At 68.6% G+C, this 21,103-nt stretch carries 13 protein-coding genes; 5 read left to right on the top strand and 8 right to left on the bottom strand.

From position 1 onward, the window contains the following. Window positions 1-39: 39 nt before the first annotated feature. On the top strand, window positions 40-1,050 hold the full coding sequence (gene yejK / locus ACOMD9_RS08630; protein WP_421413777.1) for a nucleoid-associated protein YejK: 1,011 nt from the start codon (window positions 40-42) through the stop codon (window positions 1,048-1,050). Between the two features lie 102 nt (window positions 1,051-1,152). On the opposite strand, the gene ACOMD9_RS08625 is transcribed toward yejK, so the two are convergent. The 8 genes from ACOMD9_RS08625 to ACOMD9_RS08590 all read right to left on the bottom strand — a co-directional run bounded on the left by ACOMD9_RS08625 (window position 1,153) and on the right by ACOMD9_RS08590 (window position 16,676). Further along, window positions 1,153-2,649, bottom strand: a complete 1,497-nt coding sequence (locus ACOMD9_RS08625) for a hypothetical protein (RefSeq protein WP_421413775.1) — start codon at window positions 2,647-2,649, stop codon at window positions 1,153-1,155. 57 nt (window positions 2,650-2,706) lie between these two features. Then, entirely contained in the window at window positions 2,707-3,336 is a 630-nt protein-coding gene (locus ACOMD9_RS08620) for a hypothetical protein (protein WP_421413773.1), read from the bottom strand. Window positions 3,337-3,378: 42 nt separating this feature from the next. Next, a complete protein-coding gene (locus ACOMD9_RS08615) occupies window positions 3,379-4,356 on the bottom strand; it encodes a hypothetical protein (RefSeq protein ID WP_421413772.1) in 978 nt (325 codons plus the stop codon). A gap of 16 nt (window positions 4,357-4,372) precedes the next feature. Next, a complete protein-coding gene (locus ACOMD9_RS08610) occupies window positions 4,373-5,356 on the bottom strand; it encodes a hypothetical protein (protein ID WP_421413769.1) in 984 nt (327 codons plus the stop codon). 152 nt (window positions 5,357-5,508) lie between these two features. Further along, the gene (locus ACOMD9_RS08605; protein ID WP_421413767.1) at window positions 5,509-6,591 is read right to left on the bottom strand and encodes a WD40 repeat domain-containing protein; all 1,083 of its coding nucleotides are present in this window, start codon (window positions 6,589-6,591) and stop codon (window positions 5,509-5,511) included. Between the two features lie 117 nt (window positions 6,592-6,708). Then, on the bottom strand, window positions 6,709-8,931 hold the full coding sequence (locus tag ACOMD9_RS08600; protein WP_421413765.1) for a bifunctional UDP-sugar hydrolase/5'-nucleotidase: 2,223 nt from the start codon (window positions 8,929-8,931) through the stop codon (window positions 6,709-6,711). A 13-nt stretch (window positions 8,932-8,944) separates the two neighbouring features. After that, window positions 8,945-11,296, bottom strand: a complete 2,352-nt coding sequence (locus ACOMD9_RS08595; RefSeq protein WP_421413764.1) for a hypothetical protein — start codon at window positions 11,294-11,296, stop codon at window positions 8,945-8,947. Window positions 11,297-11,315: 19 nt separating this feature from the next. Next, window positions 11,316-16,676 carry a VWA domain-containing protein gene (locus ACOMD9_RS08590; protein WP_421413762.1) on the bottom strand — a complete coding sequence of 1,787 codons (5,361 nt, stop codon included), beginning with the start codon at window positions 16,674-16,676 and terminating at the stop codon, window positions 11,316-11,318. Window positions 16,677-16,952: 276 nt separating this feature from the next. Here ACOMD9_RS08590 and ACOMD9_RS08585 point away from each other — a divergent pair, with 276 nt between their 5' ends. The 4 genes from ACOMD9_RS08585 to ACOMD9_RS08570 form a co-directional block, all read left to right on the top strand. Further along, entirely contained in the window at window positions 16,953-17,354 is a 402-nt protein-coding gene (locus ACOMD9_RS08585) for a putative pterin-binding protein (RefSeq protein WP_421414125.1), read from the top strand. After that, a complete protein-coding gene (locus ACOMD9_RS08580) occupies window positions 17,354-19,117 on the top strand; it encodes a sensor histidine kinase (protein ID WP_421413759.1) in 1,764 nt (587 codons plus the stop codon). The genes ACOMD9_RS08585 and ACOMD9_RS08580 overlap by 1 nt, the downstream gene beginning before the upstream one ends. Continuing rightward, entirely contained in the window at window positions 19,107-20,174 is a 1,068-nt protein-coding gene (locus tag ACOMD9_RS08575) for a response regulator (RefSeq protein WP_421413756.1), read from the top strand. The genes ACOMD9_RS08580 and ACOMD9_RS08575 overlap by 11 nt, the downstream gene beginning before the upstream one ends. 423 nt (window positions 20,175-20,597) lie before the next feature. Next, window positions 20,598-21,103, top strand: a 506-nt coding sequence (locus ACOMD9_RS08570; protein ID WP_421413754.1) for a hypothetical protein, incomplete at its 3' end; no start/stop codon positions are given.

Genomic DNA, 21,103 nt, shown 5'->3' with positions numbered 1-21,103 from the left:
TGATCCCCGCCCTGCTCATTCACCACCGCGGGAGCTTCCATGCCGATTCTGCACAGCATCATCCATCGCATCGACAAGGGGGCCGGCGACCGGCCCGCGCGGCTGGACGCCGCGACGGCGGAGCTGCCCCCGTCGGACACCCTGGATGCCCTGCTGGAGGCGGCGAACAAGGCCTACCATGCCAAGACCAAGGCCTGGGGCCACTTCGCCGACCCCTCCTCCGGCGAGGGTGAAGCGGCCTCGCCGCTGGCCGGCGAGCTGCACGCCTATCTCGAGGGCACGCTCGACTTCGTTGCCCTCACCCGCCAGCTGGCCGAGCGGGTCGCGGCCCTGGTGGACGAGCACCTCTCCGTGTCGGGTGAGCTGCTGTTCCTCGACACCCGCTTCGGCGACACCCACTACCTGTTGCTGGCGCTGCTGCACCACCGCGAGGGCTTCGGGGTCGACGCCGACCTGTCGCTGGTACCGGCTCGCCAGCTCAACCTGGCCCAGATGAGCCTGGCCGCGCGCCTGAACCTCTCGCAGTGGCAGGACGCCTCGCCGTCCAACCAGTACCTCTCCTGGACCCGCGACCGCGGCGGCCGCAAGCTCGCCGAGGGCTTCGCCGCGCTGCTCGGCGCCGTGGAGGGGGTGGATGCCTCCGGCGAGACCCGCACCCTGCTCAAGGCCTTCAGCGACTACGTCGAGCAGGAGGACCTGCCCGAGGAGGCGAGCCGCGAGAAGACCGACGCGCTGATCGACTACGCCAGCGACCAGGCCAGCCGCGGCGAGCCGATGACCCTGGAGGCGCTCTCGGAGGTGCTCGACGAGCAGCAGCCGAAGGCCTTCTACGACCATATCCGCAACGCCGACTACGGCCTCTCCCCGGAGATCCCGCCGGACAGGAAGACCCTCAACCAGTTCCGCCGCTTCACCGGCCGCGCCGGAGGCGTCTCGATCAGCTTCGACTCCCACCTGCTGGGTTCCAGCGTGGAGTACGACGAGGCCAGCGACCGGCTGATCATCAAGCAGGTGCCCAAGCAGCTCAAGGAGCAGCTCAAGCAGCGCTGATGCCTGACCCCGGGCCCGCCACGCGAAGCGGGCTCGCCAACATCATGGCGAGCCCTGCGGGTTACAGCGAACGGGTCGAGCCCTGGCGTGTTCGCCCCGGCCCTAGCGGGCCATGGGCACGCGATCCCAGGCTTGCCGGGCGCTGAACTCCCCTTCGATGACGAAGGGCTGACTGTCGGTCAGCTGCTCCAGCGGGGTGACCTGGCCATTGAGCCGCAGGTGGCCCACCAGGGTCTCCTCGTCGACCCGCTCCAGTGTCACCTGGCCGTCGTTGCCCAGGCCCACGGCCACGGACCGACTCTGCCCCGGCTCCGTCAGGTCGGTGAGCGCCAGGTAGGCCACCAGCTCGCCGGCATCGGCCTGATCCTGTCCCGCTGCCACGTCGAGCGTCTGCGGGGCATCCGGCATGGCCGCGTCGACGCGCAGCAGGGTGAGGCAGGCGGCCTGACGCAACCCGGGATCATAGGACTCCAGCGTCAGCATGAAGCCGCGACCGAAGCTGTCGTCCTGACTGCCGAAGCTCGCCTCGCCGAGTACCTCGCCGTCGATGCTTCCCTGCATCCGTCCCCGGAAGCTGGCGTGCTCCTCCATGGTGGCCAATAGCTCCTCGGTGTCCATCTCCACGGGCAGGGCCGGACACAAGCCCAGGCGATTCACCATCGTCAGCGGCGTCTCCAGATAGTCCAGGCTTGCCGCATCCAGCCGACTCATGCCCTCGAGGGCCGCATAATCGAGGGGCTCGGCCTCGGTGATGAGCTCCGTGGTCAGCAGCTCGAAGCGATAGCCACGCGACTGCCCCGGCGCCTCGTCGCCCTCGAGACGCCAGCCCTCGGCTTCCAGCTCGGCCAGCGCCTCCGCTGAGACCTGCACTTCCTGCATTCGCGCCCCGGCCAACATGCCCAGCGGCGCCAGGGCCGAGATCAGCTGCTCCTGGTAGAACTCCTCGAGCCCGCTCACCGAATGGGGAGCAAAGACGAGGTTGAAGACATAGCGACTCAGCTGCAGGGGAGCCGGAGAGAAGGGAAGGTCATCGAACACCCAGACGGTACCGAGATTCAGGGCGTGGTAAGGGTGCCACGCCTCGTCCCGCCAGCGACTCTTGTCGCTGACCACCGCCAGGGTATAGGCGCTGGCCTCGCGGCCGGCCAGCTCCCGGGTCGCCCCGGTCGGCTCCACGACCACCCTGACCGCGTCGGTTCGCTGACGATTGTCGAAGACATCCTGATACTCCAGGGGCGGTCGAGCCGCCTCCGCCGGCATCCGGGATACCAGGGCCCCGAATCGCGAGGCGACCTGATGGGGGCGGTGGCCCAGCGCCTCGCCGGTATAGAGGGGGTCGAAACCGCTGACCTGGCTCAGGTGCTCCTCATCGGGGGCCACCAGGGTGACATCCGGGCCCTGGGTCAGGTCCCAGAACAGGTCGTCCCCCTGAATCGTCATATGCATGCGGTAGTGGTAGTGGTCGCCCTCCGGCTCGACCGTCAAGGGGGCCACCGTCACCGGTGACGCCTCGGCCTTGACGCCCCAGGACATCGCCATCAGGGCGGCCCCCACCATGGCCCGGCCAAGGGGCCGCCGCCTCTCCATTGCCACCATCATCACCTCTCCTCCTTCGTGGTCCTTTCCTGCCTGCGTCGATCGCTGGTCCCGGTGGTCCTAGCGGGCGGCCTGCTCACGTACGGCGGCGAGATCCCAGCCACGCATCAACTCCACCGCGACGTCCTGGGATGCCAGGTTCTGTCCCTTCACCTGCATCAGGATGCGACCATCCAGCAGCAGGGTGACCTCGGCCCGCGAGCGATTGGGCTCCCACTTGACGATGGCCGACTCTCGGCCCATGCGCACCCGCTCGGTATTCGGCTGTGACGCGATCAGGGCCGGGTTGTTGAACATGGCGGCCATGCCCTGCACCATCGGGTTGTCGATCATCATGGTCGCCTCCAGCTGACCATTGCCGTCATCCTCGCGGTACTTTCGCTCCAGCATGGTGCCCCCGCCGCCCAGCATGGCAGCGGCGCCCCCGCCGCTGGCGGACTCTGCCTCGTCGGCGCTCCACCCGGCCGGAGCCTCGGGAAAGGTGGCGGCGATGCGTCCCGACATCAGCTTGCGAATGTCATTGATGGCGAACTCCAGTTCGGTGATGGCCCCGCCGTAGTCCTCCTCCTGGTAGAGCTCGAGCCCCAGTTCGATCTGCTCCACGACCTCGTCCTGGGCCAGGGCGGTCAGCGGGCAGAGCAGCGCGGTGCCCAGGGCGGCGACACCCAGACGGTGATACAGGCTTCCCATGGTCTTTCTCCTTGTTGGTGTTGGTCTTCTCGTCTCGCTTGCTCAGCGGTCGAAGCTGAGTTCTTCAAGATCTCCCGACAAGCGGACCTCATCCTCTCCGCTGGCTTCCAGGGTGATCTCGGCATCGAAGACACCGTTGCGTTCGCGAAGCAACAGGGTCCCGCTGACCTCCTCGACCTCGTGACGCATCAGGCTGACCCGGATCACGCCATCATCGGAGCGGTCGGACAACGCGTAATCACCGGCCTCGACGGCCGCCGGCAGGCTCAGCAGGATGCGGTTGCCGATGGACATGTCGAAGCCGCCGGGGCTCTCGTGGATCGCCACGCGCCCCAGGTGCCTGTCGCTTTCGCCATTGACGGTGATCTCGTAGCGCGCCTCCCGCTGGGGCGTGAAGGCCAGCCCAGCGACGGCCCCCTCCGCCTCGACGCGGCTCGCCTCGTCGTCATCGCCGTCGGCGGCCTCGAGGCGCCAGGCGGCGGCGACCTCCTCCCCCAGCTCGGCCAGGTAGAGGCTGCCCTGGACCTGGCGCCCGATGGTGCCGATCTCGCCATCACCACGCACGTGAGCCTGCACCTGCTCCTCATCGGCATCGCGGAATGCCGCGATGGCGTAGGTCTGTCCCGCCTCGGCGCCTTCCGGCAGCACCAGCGACACCCTGGCGCTCACCGTCTCGTCGGGTGCCGACTCGTGCACGGCATCGGTGTAGAGGGTCAGCGCATAGGGGCCCTCGGCATTGCTGCCGCGACGGGAGGCCCCGCCCCCCAGGGCGGGGCGATAGACATCCTGGCTGGCCCGGGCATCGCGAGGGGTGTCGCCGGTGGAGGTGACGGCGCCGGTCAGGGTCAGGGTCGACTGCCCCGCCTCCAGCGCCTCGAGCTGGCTGTGCAGCGCATCGACAACAGCGGGGTTGCCGGTGCTGGCGCTGCCGCCGTTGTCATCGCCACAGCCTGTCACCAGCCCTGCCCCCAGCAGGGCGAGCAGGAGCGGGTAGCGGCGAGGGGTGCGGATGATTGCCATGATGTGTCTCCCTGGTTCACTGGCTGGCATCGCTGGTGGCGAGGGTGCCACTGCTCTGCGGCGCCTCGGCAGCCTTGCCCTTGAGGCGGCGGAACTTGCTGGACAGGCCATCCAGCCTGGCATCCCACTCCGGGTCCGGCTGCTGTCCTTCGATGCTCTTGAAATAGGCCTGCATCATGCAGGTGACGGCAAAGGGCTCCAGCACCGCCACCTTGACGCTCCAGGCGAACAGCAGCGCCACGACCACGCCGGTCGCCGACCAGCCGCCGGGGATCAGATAGGCCACCAGCGCCGCGGGCGCCAGCATGACGAGAAAGATCACGAACGACAGGCCATAGACGATCAGGGCCAGCCAGGCGGCATTCTTGAACATCGGCTTGGCATTCTGGCCATAGAGCACCAGCGCCTCGCGAGAGGAGGCCCACGCATTTTCGGAGCGGGTGCGGATGCAGTAGGCCAGGATCACCTCGTCGATGAAGCCCACGGCGATGCGCAGGAACAGCTGGATGAGGCGCAGGAACTGCTGGGCGCCGGGAATCGGCAGCAGGCGAAAGACGCCTCGCACCAGGCCGGTCAGGGCGCGCAGTACCCCCTTGATCAGCTGGTCCACGGCGAAGAGCACACTGGCCTGTCCGAAACGCGCCTTGACGACCACGGAGGCATGATTGATCTGGCTGCGTCCCCGGGGGAGCGACTGGCCATCGAGCAGCTCCACCAGCACGGCGATATGCCCCGCCTTGACCATGTAGAGCAGGTACTCTCGCAGCACGTACATGATGGCGCCGACGATACCGAAGCCGACGACCCCGCCCCAGAAGGTGGATGCGGCCTGGAAGCCGGTATCGCCGAAGCCTCCGATACCCCACCCCACGCCGGCGCCGACCCCGGTCATCAGCACGTAGGCCAGGGCCACGCCGAAATAGACGGCAAGACGAAACAGGATGAAGGGCAGCGTCTTGACCATCAGGCCAAGGGCCGTACCGATCTTGAAGTCCCACATGGTTGCCCCCTGCAGAGGATGCATTGCGATTGTTGTCGGGTCATGGCACTTGCCACAGACTCCCACGGTAGCGATTCGGCCGTGACGTGGCCCCGTTCGTTTGCAGGGGTTCACGGCGACGCTGCTCGCTCGGTGAACGAGGTCTGCCGCCGTCAGTGACACAACTGCGTGGTCCACTCGTCCGGCCCCGTGGGTCCGCGCCGGCACTGCTGTTTCCGCCCTGCCTGCACGAGTGCCCACTGGCCTTCCCCCGCGGGGGCGAAGCGCAATCGATAGCGCAAGGCGCGCACGGCATCATCCTTGAGGTCGTCCAGCCTGAGCATGACCTGGAGATCCCCGTCGTCGCGCACCCAGTGACTGACCGTTTCCGATGTCACGGGGGTGAACTCCTCGAGGCCGTAGAGCTCACGGGCTTGAGCCACAGGGTCGGTGGTCGTGCTGACCTCGGGCAGTTCCAGGGCCTGGTAGGTGTCATCGGCGGACGCTCCCTCGCCGACATGCCACACCCGCACCACCGGGTGGGGATAGGTCGGCGGCTTGCCCGCCCAGGCCAGCCGCTTGCCATCCGCACTCAAGGCGAGTGCATCGGCAGGGCCCTGCCGCGGCATCGGCAAGGCGTCGGCCACCGCTTCGGCATCCATCCCCTGCGTGACATCGGCCGGGAACCTCCCTGCCCGCTCGACCACACGGCCCGTCGCCAGCTCGAGGCGCTGCACGTCCCTGCCGCAGGCCGCCCACACGCTGGCACCATCGGCGGTGAACGCGACCTCGCGACACCCCTGGTCACCGGCCAGGGCCTGCAGGAGATTCCCCGTGGCCAGGTCCCAGTGCTTGAGCGATGCATCCGCCACGACGCCCGGGTTCCAGCTGGCACTGATCAGGCTGGCGCCATCGGGGCTGAAGGCCAGCCCGGTGACGGGCAGCACGGCGTCGATCTCAGGGGAGAGATGGCCATCCAGCCGATGGATCATCTCACCGGTCGCCACCTCGCGCAGCTCCAGCCTGCCGCGCACGGCGATCGCCACGCGGGCGCCCTCCGGCGAGAGCGCCAGCCGCTCCACCCTTTCCTCCCGGGTCTCGGTCTCGATCTCGATTTCGTGAAGCAGGTCGGCATCGGCCCAGTCCGGCGCGACGCTTCCCCCGGTGGAGCCAAACCCGACACCCGCCAGCAAGCCGAGGCACAGGGCCAGGCCCCAGGCGCCACGGCGGATTCCAGTCGACGCTCTTCGTGACATCCTTTCCCCCCTTGTGGGCCGGTCAACCCTCCTGGTCCCGATCCACCACGCGCAAATTGCACACTTCTCGCCCCATCTCTGGCGAGAAGAAGCGACTTGTTGCTCCGGCAATCCGCATCACTCTGCGACTGCCTGGTGTTCGTCCCAACGAATCGGGCGGGACGGGTTGGCGGTGAGCCCGCGCACGTCGATCGCACCTTCACCCGATGGCGCCCCCAGCGGGAAATGCAGGCGCATGCGCCTTGGCTCTCCCGGCGGCAGGTGGGCGTTCCAGGGCAGCTCGGTGCCGTGGGGATCGGTCATCGCGGTCGGCGTGATACGACGCCCGCTACCGGCCGGGGTGATCCCCAGGCGGGTTTCCATGGGCCAGAAGCCGGGCCCGTCGGTCTCGTTGAAGACCTCGACCTCCACCTCCAGCCCCTGGTCGGTGCGCTCCAGTTCGGTGAGCCGTACGCGCAGCTGCTCGAGGCCGAAGTCGAGGAGGGTGTCGCGCTCGCGGTAGGCGAACGCCTCGGCGTCATCGCCGAAGAACATCGGGTCGGGAAACCCCTGAGTGCCCTCGGTGACGGTGCCGAAATTGGGGAAGTAGAGAGAGACACGATAGGTGTCCACTGCCTCGGGCAGCGCGAAGATCAGCCGTCCGCCGGTCAGCCGGTCGGGAAGGAAGGTGGGGATGCGCTCCAGCTCGCTGAGCTCCCAATCCGGCAGGTAGACATACCCCTCCTGGCTGACCAGCTGGATGTGCTGGTCCGCGTAGAGATAGGGCACCACACGCGGCGTCTCCACTCTGGCCTCGGGGTCGGCATCGGCGTCGTGGTGATTAGCCGGGTTGGTGCGCGTGAGCCGGCTCCTGCCCAGGAGGTCCACCGCCACGAAGCGCTGGCCGTCGGCCGGCCGCCCCAGCCGCTCGGCATCGACCTCCTCCAGGCCGCCGACCCCGAGCTCGAGGAACTGATGGTGCTGGAGATCGTCCACCTGCGGCTTCCCTGCCGCCGCCTGATCGCCTTCCTGGAGCGCCATCGCCAGCACCGGGTATTCGATATGGTAGAAGCGCAGTGACAGCGGGCCCGGCGGGGCATCCGCCAGGCGATAGACCACCTTGCCGCGCCGCACCTCGCCGGGGCGGGGCAGCACGAAGGTATCGGGGAGCAGATCATCCCCCCGCAATGGCTCATTGATCACCGCGTGGGTCTTCTCGCCGACCACCAGCACGAGGTTCTGCTCCAGGTTGCCGACCCGTAGGGCGCGCTGGCCGCCATCCTGCTGGATCAGGTCGAAGGGCTTGCGGTTCTCGAACAGCAGGTCCAGGACCAGGTAAGCCTCGCCCTCCGCCTCGCTGTCGCCCTGCCACTCGCTGCGGGTCTCGAGCCCCAGCACGCTCAGGCCCATGACCCGGTTATGCTGCTCGACCAGCAGGGGCGCGCGAAACGGCGGCGACAGGTCGGACGCCTCCGACAAGGTCATGCTGGGGAGCGCTTCGCGATCCGGCGGGGCATGGCGCAGCCCGGCACCTTCCAGCGCCTGCACCGCCGGTTCGCTGAGCGGCGAACTCAGCGTTACCTCATGGTAGGTCGGCGTCAGGTCGGACAGCGCCAGCCGGGTAAGTCGGCGCCCCCGCTGGCTACGGGCATCGACCACCGCCCCGGGCGGCGCGCTGTAGAGACTGCCGAAGCTGCTGCCCATGACGAAGGCATCGACACGCTCGCCTGCCCGGTCGATGAGCCGACGCAGGATGCCGTGATCACCGGCATAGAGCACCAGGACCCGATCGAGATCGCCAGGCAGCCCCTCCAGGGCGGCGTCCAGCGCTTCCCCCGCCTCACGCAACCGGAAGGTCCCGTCGAACGCCTGCCAGGCCGGCAGGTCGCGATAACCAGGGGGTACGCCGGAGATGCCGATGATGCCGATCCGCTGCCCCTCCTGCTCCACCACCAGCGACGGGGGAACCAGCGGCTCACCCTGCGCATCGAGAAGGCTGGCCGAGACCAGGAGCGGGCTCGCCTCGGAGAGCGCCTCCAGCAGGGCCGGGCCGACATCCCGCCAGGTCAGGTGCAGGGCCTGCATGCCCAACTCCTCCGCCAGTGCCAGGCTCTCCCCAATCCCCAGGACGTCCACCTCGCCGCCATCGAGGAAGCCGCCGGCATCCAGCCAGACGCCATCGGCGGCAACCTCCTGCATCACGCCCGACTGCCGCGCCAGCCCCGGCTCCGAGGTCTCCGGACACTGGAAGCAGGGCAGCAGGCTGCCGCGGATATCGCCAGTGATCCAGAGCCCCGGCGAAGCGCCCGGTGACAGCGGGCTGACGACGAGCAGACTCAACACAATCAACAATCGCTTCATGGTCCAACCTCCGTCAGGAACCGGGCGGCAACCGGGGGTTCATGCGCCTGTTGTATGCCTCCAGGCAGAACTTGAGGAGGCGCTCGCTCCGATCGGTGACGACATTGAGTAGCCCGGGGGCGTCCGTCACGGTGAGGACCTGTACGGTCAACAATGCCGCTGCGAAGGCACATACGGTGGCACTGCCCACTGCACTCTTGGCCACACCCGGCGCAAGCGATGTCTTGAGCAGATAGAGCCTGGCATGCAGCAGGTGGGCGTAGTCGGTCATGTTGCCCCACCCCATGCCTCCATGACCCAGGGTTTGGCCACTCACGGGATCCACCGCCCACCAGGCGAGAGGCAGGGCCTTTTCCTCGGACAGGACGTCGAGGGAGGCGAGCAGCGGGAAATGGAGATGATGGCCGTGCTCGAGCTGCTTCCGGATGGCCCGTCGAGACAGCGTCGGCAAGGCAAGTTCATCGAGCCGGTTGAGCTGTTCGGGCGTCAGCCAGGCGCCGGTATCCCCCCTGGCCATGGCCGTCTCCAGGTGGAGGGCGGCATTCTCGGCGTCGAGCACCCTGTCCCGGTCGGCGGCCGGATTGCGCTGCGCCAGGAGTTCCGCCTCCAGCAGGGTTTCCAGCACCCCCTGGGTAACGCGCAGGTGCCGGGCGTCATCGTCGTCAGGAACAAGGTGCAGGGGCACATGGGCCAGGTCGATGGCGCGGTAGTCCCGGAAGCCCTCCGGCCGATGCTTCAACCCGGTATGCTCGATCAGCAGATTGGGCTGGCCGATATAGAAGCGCCCGGGATGCAGCGACGCCGTGAAGCGGTGCCTGGCGAACTGCATCGCCGTCTGCGGCAAATCCGCCAGCTCATGGATGGCACCGTCGAGGCCCGCGAAGTCTTCATCGTCCAGGCCCATGATCACGCCCTGCAGCGCATGGGCATTGCGCAGGAAGATACCCAGCTCATGCCGCCAGAGCAGCGCCTCGGAGGGTTCGGCAACCTGCAACAGCATGTTGGTATCGCGCAGCAGGGCGACGGCACGCTCGAGGCGATGCTCGGGCTCGAGCTCGAAGGATGGCGTCTCTTCCCCGGCCAGGGAGAACCAGGGGCGCGACAGTCGATTGACCACCTCGCCTCCATGACGATGGGTCACCTCCAGCGAGAGGCCGATGAAGGCATTTCCCGAGCCGTCCTCCTCGGTGCGCCCGCCAACGCTTATTCCCCCCAGCAGGCTCGTGGCCTCCTCCAGTTGCCTGGCCTGGGCAGGCTGCATCGGATCCCGGACACGCCCCTCGTCATCGATGAGGTCACCGAGCACCATCTCCTCTCCATGGCGGAGATAGGGCACCCAGGCGGTATTGGCCAGGAGGTCGTCAGCCAGCGCCTGGTCAGGGTCTCCCGTGTAGAAGTCGTCGACCTCGAGCTGATCGGGAATGACCCCTACCCGGATGGCCTGCATGGCCAGGGCATGCGCTTCGAGGCTGTGTTCGAGCAGGGTGACACGATCGAAGCGACCTTCCTGCCAACGCTCGGCGATGACTTCAATCTCGTAGCGATGCGCATAGCGATGACTGACCGCCGACAGGCTCTGGCTCTCGGCAGAGGGAGCGTCGGTCGGCGCACTCACCGTGGCCTCACTCGGGTCGGTGGACACCCAGCGCCCCTGGTCGTCCTCCCACCAGACCCGCACGCCTGGGTCGCCCGATGACTCCCGCTGGCGTTCCTGCCCATGCCAGGCAGGAAAGCCGGGATCCCCGGCGAGCCGCTCCATCAGGCTGACGGCCCGCGCCTGAAGGTCCTGATCGAAGCGGTTCCACCCGGGAAGCCGAGAGGGGGACGGCGGCGGTTCGTCCGTTAGGGTACCCAGGCGCACCAGCAGGTCCCGCGTCTCCTCGGACAGGGTCACCGGCTGCGGCCGGGGACGCTCATCCAGTGATCGCACAGACGGCGGAATATCCTGAGATGCCATGACCTCCAGGCGTACCGTGCGGCCGGTGGCCTCGATCAGGCGACCCAGCAGCATGGCGCGATCCAGGTGGTTGCCCAGCCTGTCCTGGAGCACGCCGAACTCGCCTCGCACCAGCCCCCGGTAGGGCACATGGGTGGTCTGCTCCTGAACCCAGCGAACCAGTGCCTCGGGATCCTGGCCCACGACGTCCAGCACGGCCGCCACATCGAAGGTGCCCTGGCCCAGCACATCCCCCAGGATCAGGCGTACCTGTCGCTGGGTGGCATGCAGCTCGGCGGTCAGCTCCTCTGCCGTGGGACCGGACTCCTCGGCCATGGCCACGTCAGTCACCCAGGACGCGACCGCCAGCGCCAGCAGCCCGCCGCCCCACAGCACCGCCCGGGTAGCGGCCAGGATGGATCTCACCATGCTTGCTCCTCCCCTCTCTTCATCCCCGCTCTGCCCCTATCGCGATCTCCACTGACTGCCGTGGCCCCACTCGAAACGCCTGGCGCTGCTCACCGGCCTGGGTCTCCACCACCAGCTCGTACTCGCCGACCTCCAGCTCGACGGCCGCGTCGCCGACCCGGCCCCGGGCGACCTCCTCGCCCGTGCCGTCCAGCACCCGCCAGGTGGCCGCCAGGGCATTGGCCAACCCCTCGATCAGCTCGTCGCCGTCATGGCTGTCGAAGTACTCGCCGCCGCCCCGGGCCGCGAAGCGCTCGAACTGGGCCTGCAGGCCGATCTCGTCGATATGGAAGCCGACGATATTGAGGCGCACATCGACCCCCTCCTCGATCAGCTCGTCCACCGCCGCGGCCACATCGCCGTCGCAGGTCTCCTCGCCGTCGGTGAGCATCACCACCAGGCGCGTCTGGTCGGCGTAGTCGGCCAGGTCGTCGAGTACCGCCGCCAGGGAGGCCGCCAGTGGCGTGCGTGCCAGGTTGATGGCCTGGATGCCCGACACCGCCTCGCGCACCTCGGCGTGGCTGCCCGCCTCGGGCGCCACCAGCAGCTCCGTCTCGCAGCTATGGGGCTCGGTGTGGCCGTAGGCGCGCAGCGCCACCGGCACGCGCTCCGGGACGCGCTCATCCAGGACCTGCTGGACGATGGTGCGGGCCACCTCGATACGTCGCCCGCCGTCCATGCGGCGCAGCATGGAGCCCGAGGCGTCGAAGATCAGGTGCACCACCCCGGCCGCCACCGCCGGCTGCACGGGGTCGGCGTCGACCACGGCCAGGCTGCCGGGCTCGGGCGGCTCCTGGTAGCGCCGCTCCACCGCGAGCAGGAACTCGCTGGGCCGGCGCAGCTCACGCATGCCCGCCTCGAAGCCACGAATCAGGCTGGTGCGGTCGACGGTATAGCGATAGCGTCCGTCCGCAACCTGGGCCCAGCTCAACATCTGATTCTGGTACCAGCGATTCTCCTCGGTCGCCTTGCGGGAGCCATGGGTGGCCTCCAGCGTGAAGATCCTCGGCCGAACCCGGGCCAGGGTCTCCCAGGCCTCGATCTCCCGGCCGGTCTGCTCGGCGTCGGTAATCAGGAAGATCGCTCGCTGCCCGTCTCGCTGCTCCAGTGCCCGGCTGGCCAGCGCCAGGGAGGGCTCCGAGTCGGAGCTGGAGAACCTGCCGTCATAGGCGGCCAGCGTCTGGGCCACCTGCAGCGGCTGTTCGGCCCAACCGTCGATCAGCAAGGGGCCGCCCAGGGGCAGCATGTTGAAGACCTCCTTGCCTGGCTCGAGCCCCTCGGCGAAGCGGTTCAGGGCCTGGTAGATCGCCGGCTGGTGACTGGACACGCTGCCGCTGCCGTCCCACAGGAAGACGATGGAACGCGGCGGCTCGGTGACCGTCAGGCGATACTCGCCGGGAGGGATATCCACCGCCTCCGCCTGGCGACGGCCACCCGCTCGCCATGACCACTCCAGGGGGACCGGTTCCCCCTGGGGCCCGTGGAGGCTGACACTGAGGCGATCCCTGGAAGGCTCCTCGAACTCGAAGGCGAGGGTATTGTCCGGCGCCGAGAGGCTCAGGGTGTAATGACGGCTATCCCCCGGCTCGGCGACCCGCCCCACGACCGAATCGCCTAGGGGCCAGGGCGAGTCGGCCTGGCTATCGGGGTCCTCGACCCCGCGCGACCGGAACGGCGCCCCCTGCTGCGCTTCCAGCGGACCACGGGGCGTGTCCAGCCCCCAGTGACCCAGGATCGAGCGACCGCTGCCCAGGGTATCGGCCTCGAAGGCCTGCAAGGCCTCGGGAATTCGCCAACTGGCGCGCCGCTCCCCTTCGGGAACCGCCGGCTCATCGAACACCAGGCGCAGGTAGCGAGCCCGGGGCGCCTCGGGCAGTGCCAGGATCGCCCTCCCCGCCTCATCACGGTCCAGCGCCCAGTCGGCCTGGTGTTCCCAGGGACCTACCGGCGACTCGAGGGAGGTATGGACCGCGACCTCTTCCACCGGCAGGCCGTCCCAGTCCAGGTTGTCGACCCAGTGCAGCGCGTCGAGTCGCGCCGCCCGATGCTGCAGGAAGGCGAAGACCATCTCGATGCGCTCGCCGCGAATGCGCTGGCCGCGTCGGGCACGACGCTCCCCGGTGATCCCCGAATGAGTGTAGCGCTGTCCCTGCAAACCGAGGAGCCGATCGCTCTCGGGCAGGGTATAGATCCAGTGCCCGCCCAGCTCGCGATCGAGCAGGTCATGACGCCGCTCTGCCAGTTCGCCGCGGGGCTCCCCGAGCACCCGTAGCTCACCGCTCCCGTGGCGAGAGCGCCGGCGCTCGTGCTCATCGAGGTGAAGCGACAGGGGACGCAGCTGCACATAGCGCGCCTCGACCGGCGCCTCGAGGGGAATGAACTGCTCGCCATCGCGGCTATCCAGCTCGACGGTGATCACGGGCGCCAGGGCATCCAGCGTCTCGCCCAGGGAGATCTCCACTTCCCGCCAGCGATAGTCGTGCTCGTGGCGAGAGCGCTGGTTGAAGGCCAGGCCGTGGACCCGCCCGCCCTCGCCGGCGAGGCGGATCGGCACCAGGGCCTCCCCCGGATCGCCACTCACCTCGATGGAGCTGGCGGCACTGGCCATGCCATCGATCAGGAAGTCGCCATGGCGCATGTCGGCGCCCTCGGTCTCATCCACGAAGTGCGCTCCCAGGGCACTCCAGGCCAGATCGACCCGGCCATCGAGGGGCGCGGGCACTGCCGGCACCGGAAAGGGGTCGACCGGCTCGCTGCCGATGGCCAGGGGCAGGTCGAGCCGCGCACTGCTCGCCTCGCCTGCACGCACGAACAGGCTGACCGGTGGACGCTCCATCAGCGCCGGCGGCAGCTCGAGGGTCAACGCCAGGTCACGGGACTCCCCCGGCGCGAGTTCCACCGCCTCCGGCAGCCCCGAGAGGGTGCTACCGGCATGGCTGAGGTGCGCCTCCAGGGGCAGGCTCAAGGTATCGGCCTCGGTATTGTCGAGGCTCAGACGCACCGGCACCCGCTGGCCGACATCGGCGAAGGGCGCCAGGGCCACTGCCTCGCTGGCGAGGCTGGCCGCCACCGCCGGCGATTCAGGCTCGCCGGACAAGGGATAGGCAGGATCGATGAGGGTCACCGCCCGGGCGGCACGCCCGAAGGAGGTCTCGAGCAGCACCTCCGTGCCGGCCGGCAGGGTCACCACCGACTGGTGGCGACCTTCACCGTCGCGGATCTCCAGCGGCTCCCCGTCGCGAGTACGGAAGGCCAGGCCGGTTCGCCCCCCACCCAGTTCACCGATGCGCCCCTCGATCTGCAGTTCACGCGCCGCCTCGGTGACCGGCAACCGCCACAGGCCACCGTCTCCCAGGTGCTTGTCGATGACGCCATCTTCCGGCATCAGCGGAAAGCTATCGAGAGCGGGTTCGACGATCGTCACGCCGACACGGTAGGAGGCGGGCGACGCCTCACTGCCCGAGACGGCCAGGGTGTAATCCCCCGGAGGCAACCGCTCCACCAGGGTCGTCGGCTCCGCCACCGGGACCCGCAGGCGACGATTGCCCTGCCAGCGAAGCTCGGCGCGCAGCTCCAGGCCCTCGGGGGGCGTCACGTCGATCGCCACGAGGTTCTCGCCGGGCAGATGGAAGTGGAAGTGATCCACGTCATCCTCGCCGTGAAACTGCCCCTCGATGGCCTCCCCCAGCCAGAGCGGATTGGCATCCTCCGGCCGATCGTTGGGCTCCACCTCCCGGCCGGGGCCGGGCTGCCCCAGGGGCAGGGCCTCGAGGCGATAGTCGCTGTCCTGCCCCTCCACGCGCACCAGGTAGCGCCCCGGCAGCAGCCAGACCGGGCTCAGGCTGCGCTCGTCCAGGGGATCGCCCCGCCGGGACCGCTCGCTGTCGAGGAAGGGGCGCCGTTCGCCGGCAACATAGAGCGCCAGGCGGTCGATGGGCTGCCCCTCGGCACGGATCTCCCAGGTTTGGGGATTACCGCTGACATTCAGTTCGAACCAGCCAACCTGGCCGGCCTGGAAACGCCCCAGGCGGGGCTCGCCGGGGCTCAGCACGGCGGCCCAGTCGCGATGGTCGTTGGGCACGGCCACCCAGCCGGCCCGGTCGGGCAGTGCCGCCTCGACCAGCCGCACCTCGGTAGACACCGGCGCCTCGGCCCGCCGTGACAGCTGCAAGCGCAGCAGGTAGTCCCCCGCCGGCAAGCGCATCGCATCGAACAGCCCTTCGCCGGGGCCGTCGCGGCACACCGGGTCGCTGCCGTCGCGGCGATCCAGGCAGACCTCGATATCGCGGTCGGTATCACCCACCACATCCAGCCGCTGGCCCGCTGCCTGCCCCTCCAGGGAGAAGGCCAGGTACTGATGGCGCCGGCCGCTCGGCACCAGGTCCAGGGTGAGCGTCTCGCCCGGCGCCAGCCACAGCGCCTCCTCCTCGGAGGTGGCCACGGCCTCGACCTCGGCGGCCTCCGGCGCCTCGGCGACCGGCTCGGGGCGCTGGCCGTCCTCCTCCAGCTCCAGGCCCACCCGGCCGATGGCCTCCCCCTGCGGATGGCGCAGGTACAGGCGCCCGCCGGCGGCCAGCTCCAGGCGACCCCACTGGTGCTGTACGGGCGAGTCGGCCTGCACCTCGGCGAGTCGTTCGCCGGCATCGTTCTCGATCCACGCCTCCAGGGGCGTTCCCAGCTCGCCAAGCAGCTGCAGCCGCCAGAGAAACTCCGCTTCGTCCTCCTCGACGACCAGGGGTATCACATGCTCGGCAACATCGAGCTGGAAGAACCAGTGCCGCCCCGGCGTCACCTCGAGATCGTCGGCCTCGTCGGGGCCCGCCCGACCGCTGATCCGCAGGCGTCCCGCCTCGCTCAGGGTCAACTGGTACTCGCCCCCGGCCCCCTCGGGGAGGAAGCTGATCAGGTGCTCGCCGGGGGGAACGATCAGCTGCCGATGCTGCCGGCGGGGCTGGTCGGCGTTGACCTCCAGGGCCAGCAGCGTCGTCTCCTCGACGACGGCCTCCTCGGTCTGCGCCGCACCGAACTGCGAGATGCCACTGGGCTGTGCCGGCGCCTCCTCGGCTGGCCAGGTGAACCTCGTCTCGATGCCCGCCGTGGTATTGCCCTGCAGCTCGACGTGCCACAGCCGGTCGGTCTCGCCGTCATCCAGGGCCCACCAGAACAGATCGCGATCGGTGCCTGCCACCTCGCCGACCAGCCTGGCCTCGCCGCGTACCGATTGCGCCTGGGCCGGGGTGTCATTGGGCTCCTGGGAGAAGGTCATCCGCGGATAGGCATCGACACCCGGCACCGTGAACAGTGCCAGAAGCGCCACTCCGAGTCGGCCGACGATTCGCATTCCTCCACCCCCTGATTCCATTCGGCTGAGCCGAGCCTAATGCACCCGCGCCGGTTCGACCCCGTTCGTTTGCAGGGGGACAGGTCAAGTGGGCCCGTGGAGGATAGTGGCCAACGGGCATCGGCTATGGTGATAGTGCCGTCTGAATTAGACATTTCCACTTCAGGAGAGACGTTATGCCAAGACGCTGCCTGTACTGGCTCGGCCTGCTGCTTCTCCCCGGCCTGGCCATGGCCGAGCCCCTGCCCCCCCCCCGAGGCATCACCGCTGTTGACGGTGAGCGGCGAGATCACCACCACCAACCATGACGACGAGGCCCGCTTCGATCGTGCCCTGCTGGAATCGTTGCCGCGTCATCGCCTGAGCACCTCCACGGTGGTCACCGATGGCATCAACCATTTCGAGGGGTTCCTGATGCGCGACCTTCTGGAACGCGTCGGCGCCGAGGGCAATACTGCCGTGGCGCTGGCCCTGAACGACTACCTGATCGAGATCCCCAGGGAGGACTTCTACCGTTATGACGTCCTGGTGGCCGACACCATGGACGGGGAACGCCTCACCCCACGGGACAAGGGGCCGCTGTGGATCGTCTACCCGCGGGATGATCACCGCGAGCTGCAGGATATCCGCTACGACTACCGCTGGGTGTGGCAGCTGTACCAGCTCGAGATCCAGTGATGCGTCCACGTCGTCCCGCCTATGTGCTGCCCGGCCTGGCGATCCTCGCCTTCGCCACCTTCCTCGGCTTCTCGCTGGTGAGACTCGCCCAGGTCGAACAGGACATGCGCATCAACGTGGACGAGAACATGCTCTGGGTGATCACCCAGGCCCAGGTCGCCAGCCACCGCCTGGGGGACGAGGTGAACCGCCGCCTGCGCGGCGACCCGGACGCCAATCCCAAGCTGCGTTTTGATGTCCTCACCAGTCGCCTGGTGTTGCTGGATGCGGGACCCCAACGGCGCTACCTGCATCGCCTCGGGTTCGCCGATACCCTCGAAGACGCTTTCGTGCGGCTGCATGCCATCGAGCCCCTGCTGGACGACCTGCCGCCCCGGGCCCCCGGCGCCGTTGACGGGATCCACCAGCTGCTGACACCCATGACGCAACAGCTCAATCGCATCGCCAATGCGGTCATGGTGCAGGAGTGGGAGGCCACCGGAGCCCGCCTGGATGCCCATCGGCGCGGCATGCTGCAGGTGACAGCCTCGGTGCTGGGGATCCTGGTCAGCGGACTGCTGCTGGTGGCCCTGCTGATCCACGCCCTTCGCCAGCGCCGGGTCGCCCAGCGCGCCCTGGCGCGACACCGCGACGAACTCGAGGACCAGGTTCAAAGACGCACCCGCGACCTGGAGACCCAGCGCCAGCGGGTGGTGGATGCCATCGACACCGCGCCGGACGGCTTCGCCGCCTTCGACGGCGGCGACCGCCTGGTACTCAGCAATCCTCAACTGGCGGGCCTGCTCCCCTTGCCGGAAACCGAGCTGGCGCATGGCCAAAGGCTGGGTGAGCTGCTCGAGGCGATACGCCGCCACGCCAGTGTCGAGGAAACCCAGTGCGACACCCTGACCCAGGACAAGGCGGGCCACCTGCAGTGCGACCTGGAGCTGGCGGATCACAGCTGGCGCCAGCTGATGGTGCGGCAGACGAAAGGGGGTGAAAGGGTCCTTCGCGTGGCCGACATTACCCGCTACAAGGCCGCGGCCCGGTCCCTGGAGCGCTCGCTGCAGCGGGAGCGTGGTGTCAGCGATTTCTATCGCAGCTTCGCAGCCCTGGTCTCCCACCAGTTCCGTACCCCACTGGCGGTGATCGACTCGGGGCTGCAGCGGCTGCTCAGGCGCAGCGAGTCGATGAGCCATGATGCCCGCCTAGAGCGCTATCACCGCCTGCGCGAGGCAGTGGCCCAGATGACCCGGCTGGTGGAGAGTTCCCTCACCGCCGCGCGCCTCGATGGTGGCCAAGTGGAAGCGCTTCAGGAGGCCTGTGACCTGGGCGCCCTGGCGGAGCAGGCCTGCCGTCTCCAGGACGAGGCCCAGGGCCAGCGGCGCATCCGCCTCGAGGAGCCCGGCACGCCCCTGATGGCCTGGTGCGATCGCAGCCTGGTGGAACAGATCCTGGCCAACCTGCTCTCCAATGCCCTCAAGTACTCCCCCGAAACGGCCCCCGTCAGCGTCACGCTGGGCCAGCAGGAGGAGCGCCTCTACTGTCGAGTCGAGGACCGCGGCGCGGGTATCGCCGCCGACGAGTTGCCGCGACTCTTCGATCGCTTCTTTCGCTCGCGGCATGCCAGCGGTACCCCGGGGATCGGCCTGGGACTCAATATCGCCCGTCACCTGGCGCGCATTCAGGGCGGCGAGGTGACGGTGGACTCGGTGGAGGGCGAGGGCACCACCTTCACCCTCTGGTTACCCATGGCCCCAGGGAGCACCACCCATGACGACTGACTCAGCTCACCCGGCCGGCCTGGTCCTCTGCGCCGAGGATCAGGAGTCGCTGCGTGCCGATATCTGCGACGAGCTGCGGGAGGCCGGCTACGGCGTGATCGAAGCCGCCGACGGCGAGGAGACCCTGCAACAGATCCATGCCGTGGCGCCCGACCTGATCCTCTGCGATATCACCATGCCGGGGCCCAACGGCTACGAGGTACTGGCCGAGATCCGCCAACACCGCCCGGACCTCGCCGACACGCCCTTCGTCTTCCTCACCGCCCTCAGCGACCCTCGCGAGGTGGTGGACGGCAAGCGCCTGGGCGCCGATGACTACCTGGTCAAGCCCATCGATTTCGACCTGCTGCTGGCCACCATCGAGGCACGGCTGCGCCAGGTACGACGCATGCGCGACAAGTCGACCCGGGAAGTCCGCGAGCTGCGCCAGGCCATGTCCCGGCTACGCCAGGAGGCCTCGAACCAAGCCTTCGAGGGTGTCACTCGAGCCCTCGACCTGGTGGCGCCCGGCATGCTGCTGCTGACCCATCGCGGCGAGGTGCTGTTCGCCAACCGAGCCGCGCGGGCGCAGGCCACTGAGTCCAATGGCCTGCGTCTCGGGGAGACCCTGGCCGCCACCCGCCCCGGGCAGGCGCAACGCTTGCGCCATGTATTGAGCGCGGTCACGGCCAACCGAGCCACCGATGACGAGATCGAGTGCCTGCGCCTGCCCCGCCAGGGGGAGCGTCGCGACCTGCTGATCATGGCCTGCCCGCTCAACCCCTCGCCCCAGGAGCCGGCCGCCGTGGTGCTGATCTCGGATCCCGAACAGCGCTCTCGCGTCCCGCAACGGGTGCTGGCCCGACTCTTCGGCCTGACGCCCACCGAGGCCCGCATCGCCCTGGCCCTGGCCGAGGGGCGGCGCACCGAGGAGATCGCCACCCAGCTGGGCATCTCGCCGACCACAGTGGCCTTTCACCTGCGCAACCTCTTCCAGAAGACCGACACCCATCGCCAGGCGGAACTGATCGCCCTGGTCCTGGCCGGCTCCATGACCCTGGCCCTGGAAGAGAGCTGATCGACGCCACGGCCATGGCACCCCGCCCCCCGCTCGACAGGTCTGATGCTGACCGACGCGAGCATGATTGTGCTCATACCCGCGGCGAATCGATGTCATCGCTCCGGCTCGGCCGAAAGGGGGAACCGCGGCTGCAAGTGCTTCATCCGGCAGGAAAGGCTGGCGGCCTGGCCGGATGGGGCCTGAGAAAGCTCCTACTTCAGGCTCAGCCTCGCGCTGTAGGCATTCTCTTACAACGCGTGTGAGCTCAGTAGGACATTGGCCACAGGAGGCTGGCAGCACCGGGGATTCGTGACCATGCTTCTCCCCATACGCCGATGCCTGCCTCGGGCGGGAGCACGTTCGGCGTCGCGGGGAACGCGATAATAACGACGCGAACTGAAGGGAAACCGGCTTATGCCTGGTCCTCAAGGAATGTGGCAAATGACTGCCGGCGCCCCCGACGCAGGGGGGACGACCGGGCTGAACTGGCAGGCAGAATTCAACGACTCGGCCCTCGAGACGTTCTACCGACGCACCATGCAGGCCCACGACGCCTGCCAGATGCGCCATGCCCTCTGGGTCGCTGCTGGCCTGTTCATCGCCTTCGGCGTGACCGACTACAGGCTGATCGGCGAGGGCAATGCCCTGCTCGCCCTGGCCGCCGTGCGCCTGCTGGTGGCGCTGGCCTGCATCGTGCTGGCCATGGCCCTGAAGCGGCGCCCGGCCCTGGCGCAACGCCGCCTGCCGATCAACCTGGTCTGCCTGCTCGGCATCAGCGGCCTGCTGCTGACCTTCGTGCTGCGACCCGACACCCCGGGAATCCACCTGGCCTCGATCGTGGTGGCCAGCATGGCCCTCTACCTGTTCATCCCCAACCGCTTGCCCTGGATGCTGGCCTGGAACCTCTACCTGGTCACGGGCTTCGCCATCATCATGCCGCTGTGGGC

This window comes from Halomonas terrestris, from assembly GCF_049166755.1.
Taxonomy (GTDB): Bacteria; Pseudomonadota; Gammaproteobacteria; order Pseudomonadales; family Halomonadaceae; genus Halomonas.
The sequence above is the reverse complement of the archived record's forward strand: the minus strand, read 5'-3'. Positions and strand labels throughout refer to the sequence as shown.

Excerpts from the sequence above, each read along its gene's own strand:
- yejK (WP_421413777.1), top strand. The coding sequence starts at position 40 with ATGCCGATTCTGCACAGCATCATCCATCGCATCGACAAGGGGGCCGGC.
- ACOMD9_RS08625 (WP_421413775.1), bottom strand. The coding sequence starts at position 2,649 with ATGATGGTGGCAATGGAGAGGCGGCGGCCCCTTGGCCGGGCCATGGTG.
- ACOMD9_RS08620 (WP_421413773.1), bottom strand. The coding sequence starts at position 3,336 with ATGGGAAGCCTGTATCACCGTCTGGGTGTCGCCGCCCTGGGCACCGCG.
- ACOMD9_RS08615 (WP_421413772.1), bottom strand. The coding sequence starts at position 4,356 with ATGGCAATCATCCGCACCCCTCGCCGCTACCCGCTCCTGCTCGCCCTG.
- ACOMD9_RS08610 (WP_421413769.1), bottom strand. The coding sequence starts at position 5,356 with ATGTGGGACTTCAAGATCGGTACGGCCCTTGGCCTGATGGTCAAGACG.
- ACOMD9_RS08605 (WP_421413767.1), bottom strand. The coding sequence starts at position 6,591 with ATGTCACGAAGAGCGTCGACTGGAATCCGCCGTGGCGCCTGGGGCCTG.
- ACOMD9_RS08600 (WP_421413765.1), bottom strand. The coding sequence starts at position 8,931 with ATGAAGCGATTGTTGATTGTGTTGAGTCTGCTCGTCGTCAGCCCGCTG.
- ACOMD9_RS08595 (WP_421413764.1), bottom strand. The coding sequence starts at position 11,296 with ATGGTGAGATCCATCCTGGCCGCTACCCGGGCGGTGCTGTGGGGCGGC.
- ACOMD9_RS08590 (WP_421413762.1), bottom strand. The coding sequence starts at position 16,676 with ATGCGAATCGTCGGCCGACTCGGAGTGGCGCTTCTGGCACTGTTCACG.
- ACOMD9_RS08580 (WP_421413759.1), top strand. The coding sequence starts at position 17,354 with ATGCGTCCACGTCGTCCCGCCTATGTGCTGCCCGGCCTGGCGATCCTC.
- ACOMD9_RS08575 (WP_421413756.1), top strand. The coding sequence starts at position 19,107 with ATGACGACTGACTCAGCTCACCCGGCCGGCCTGGTCCTCTGCGCCGAG.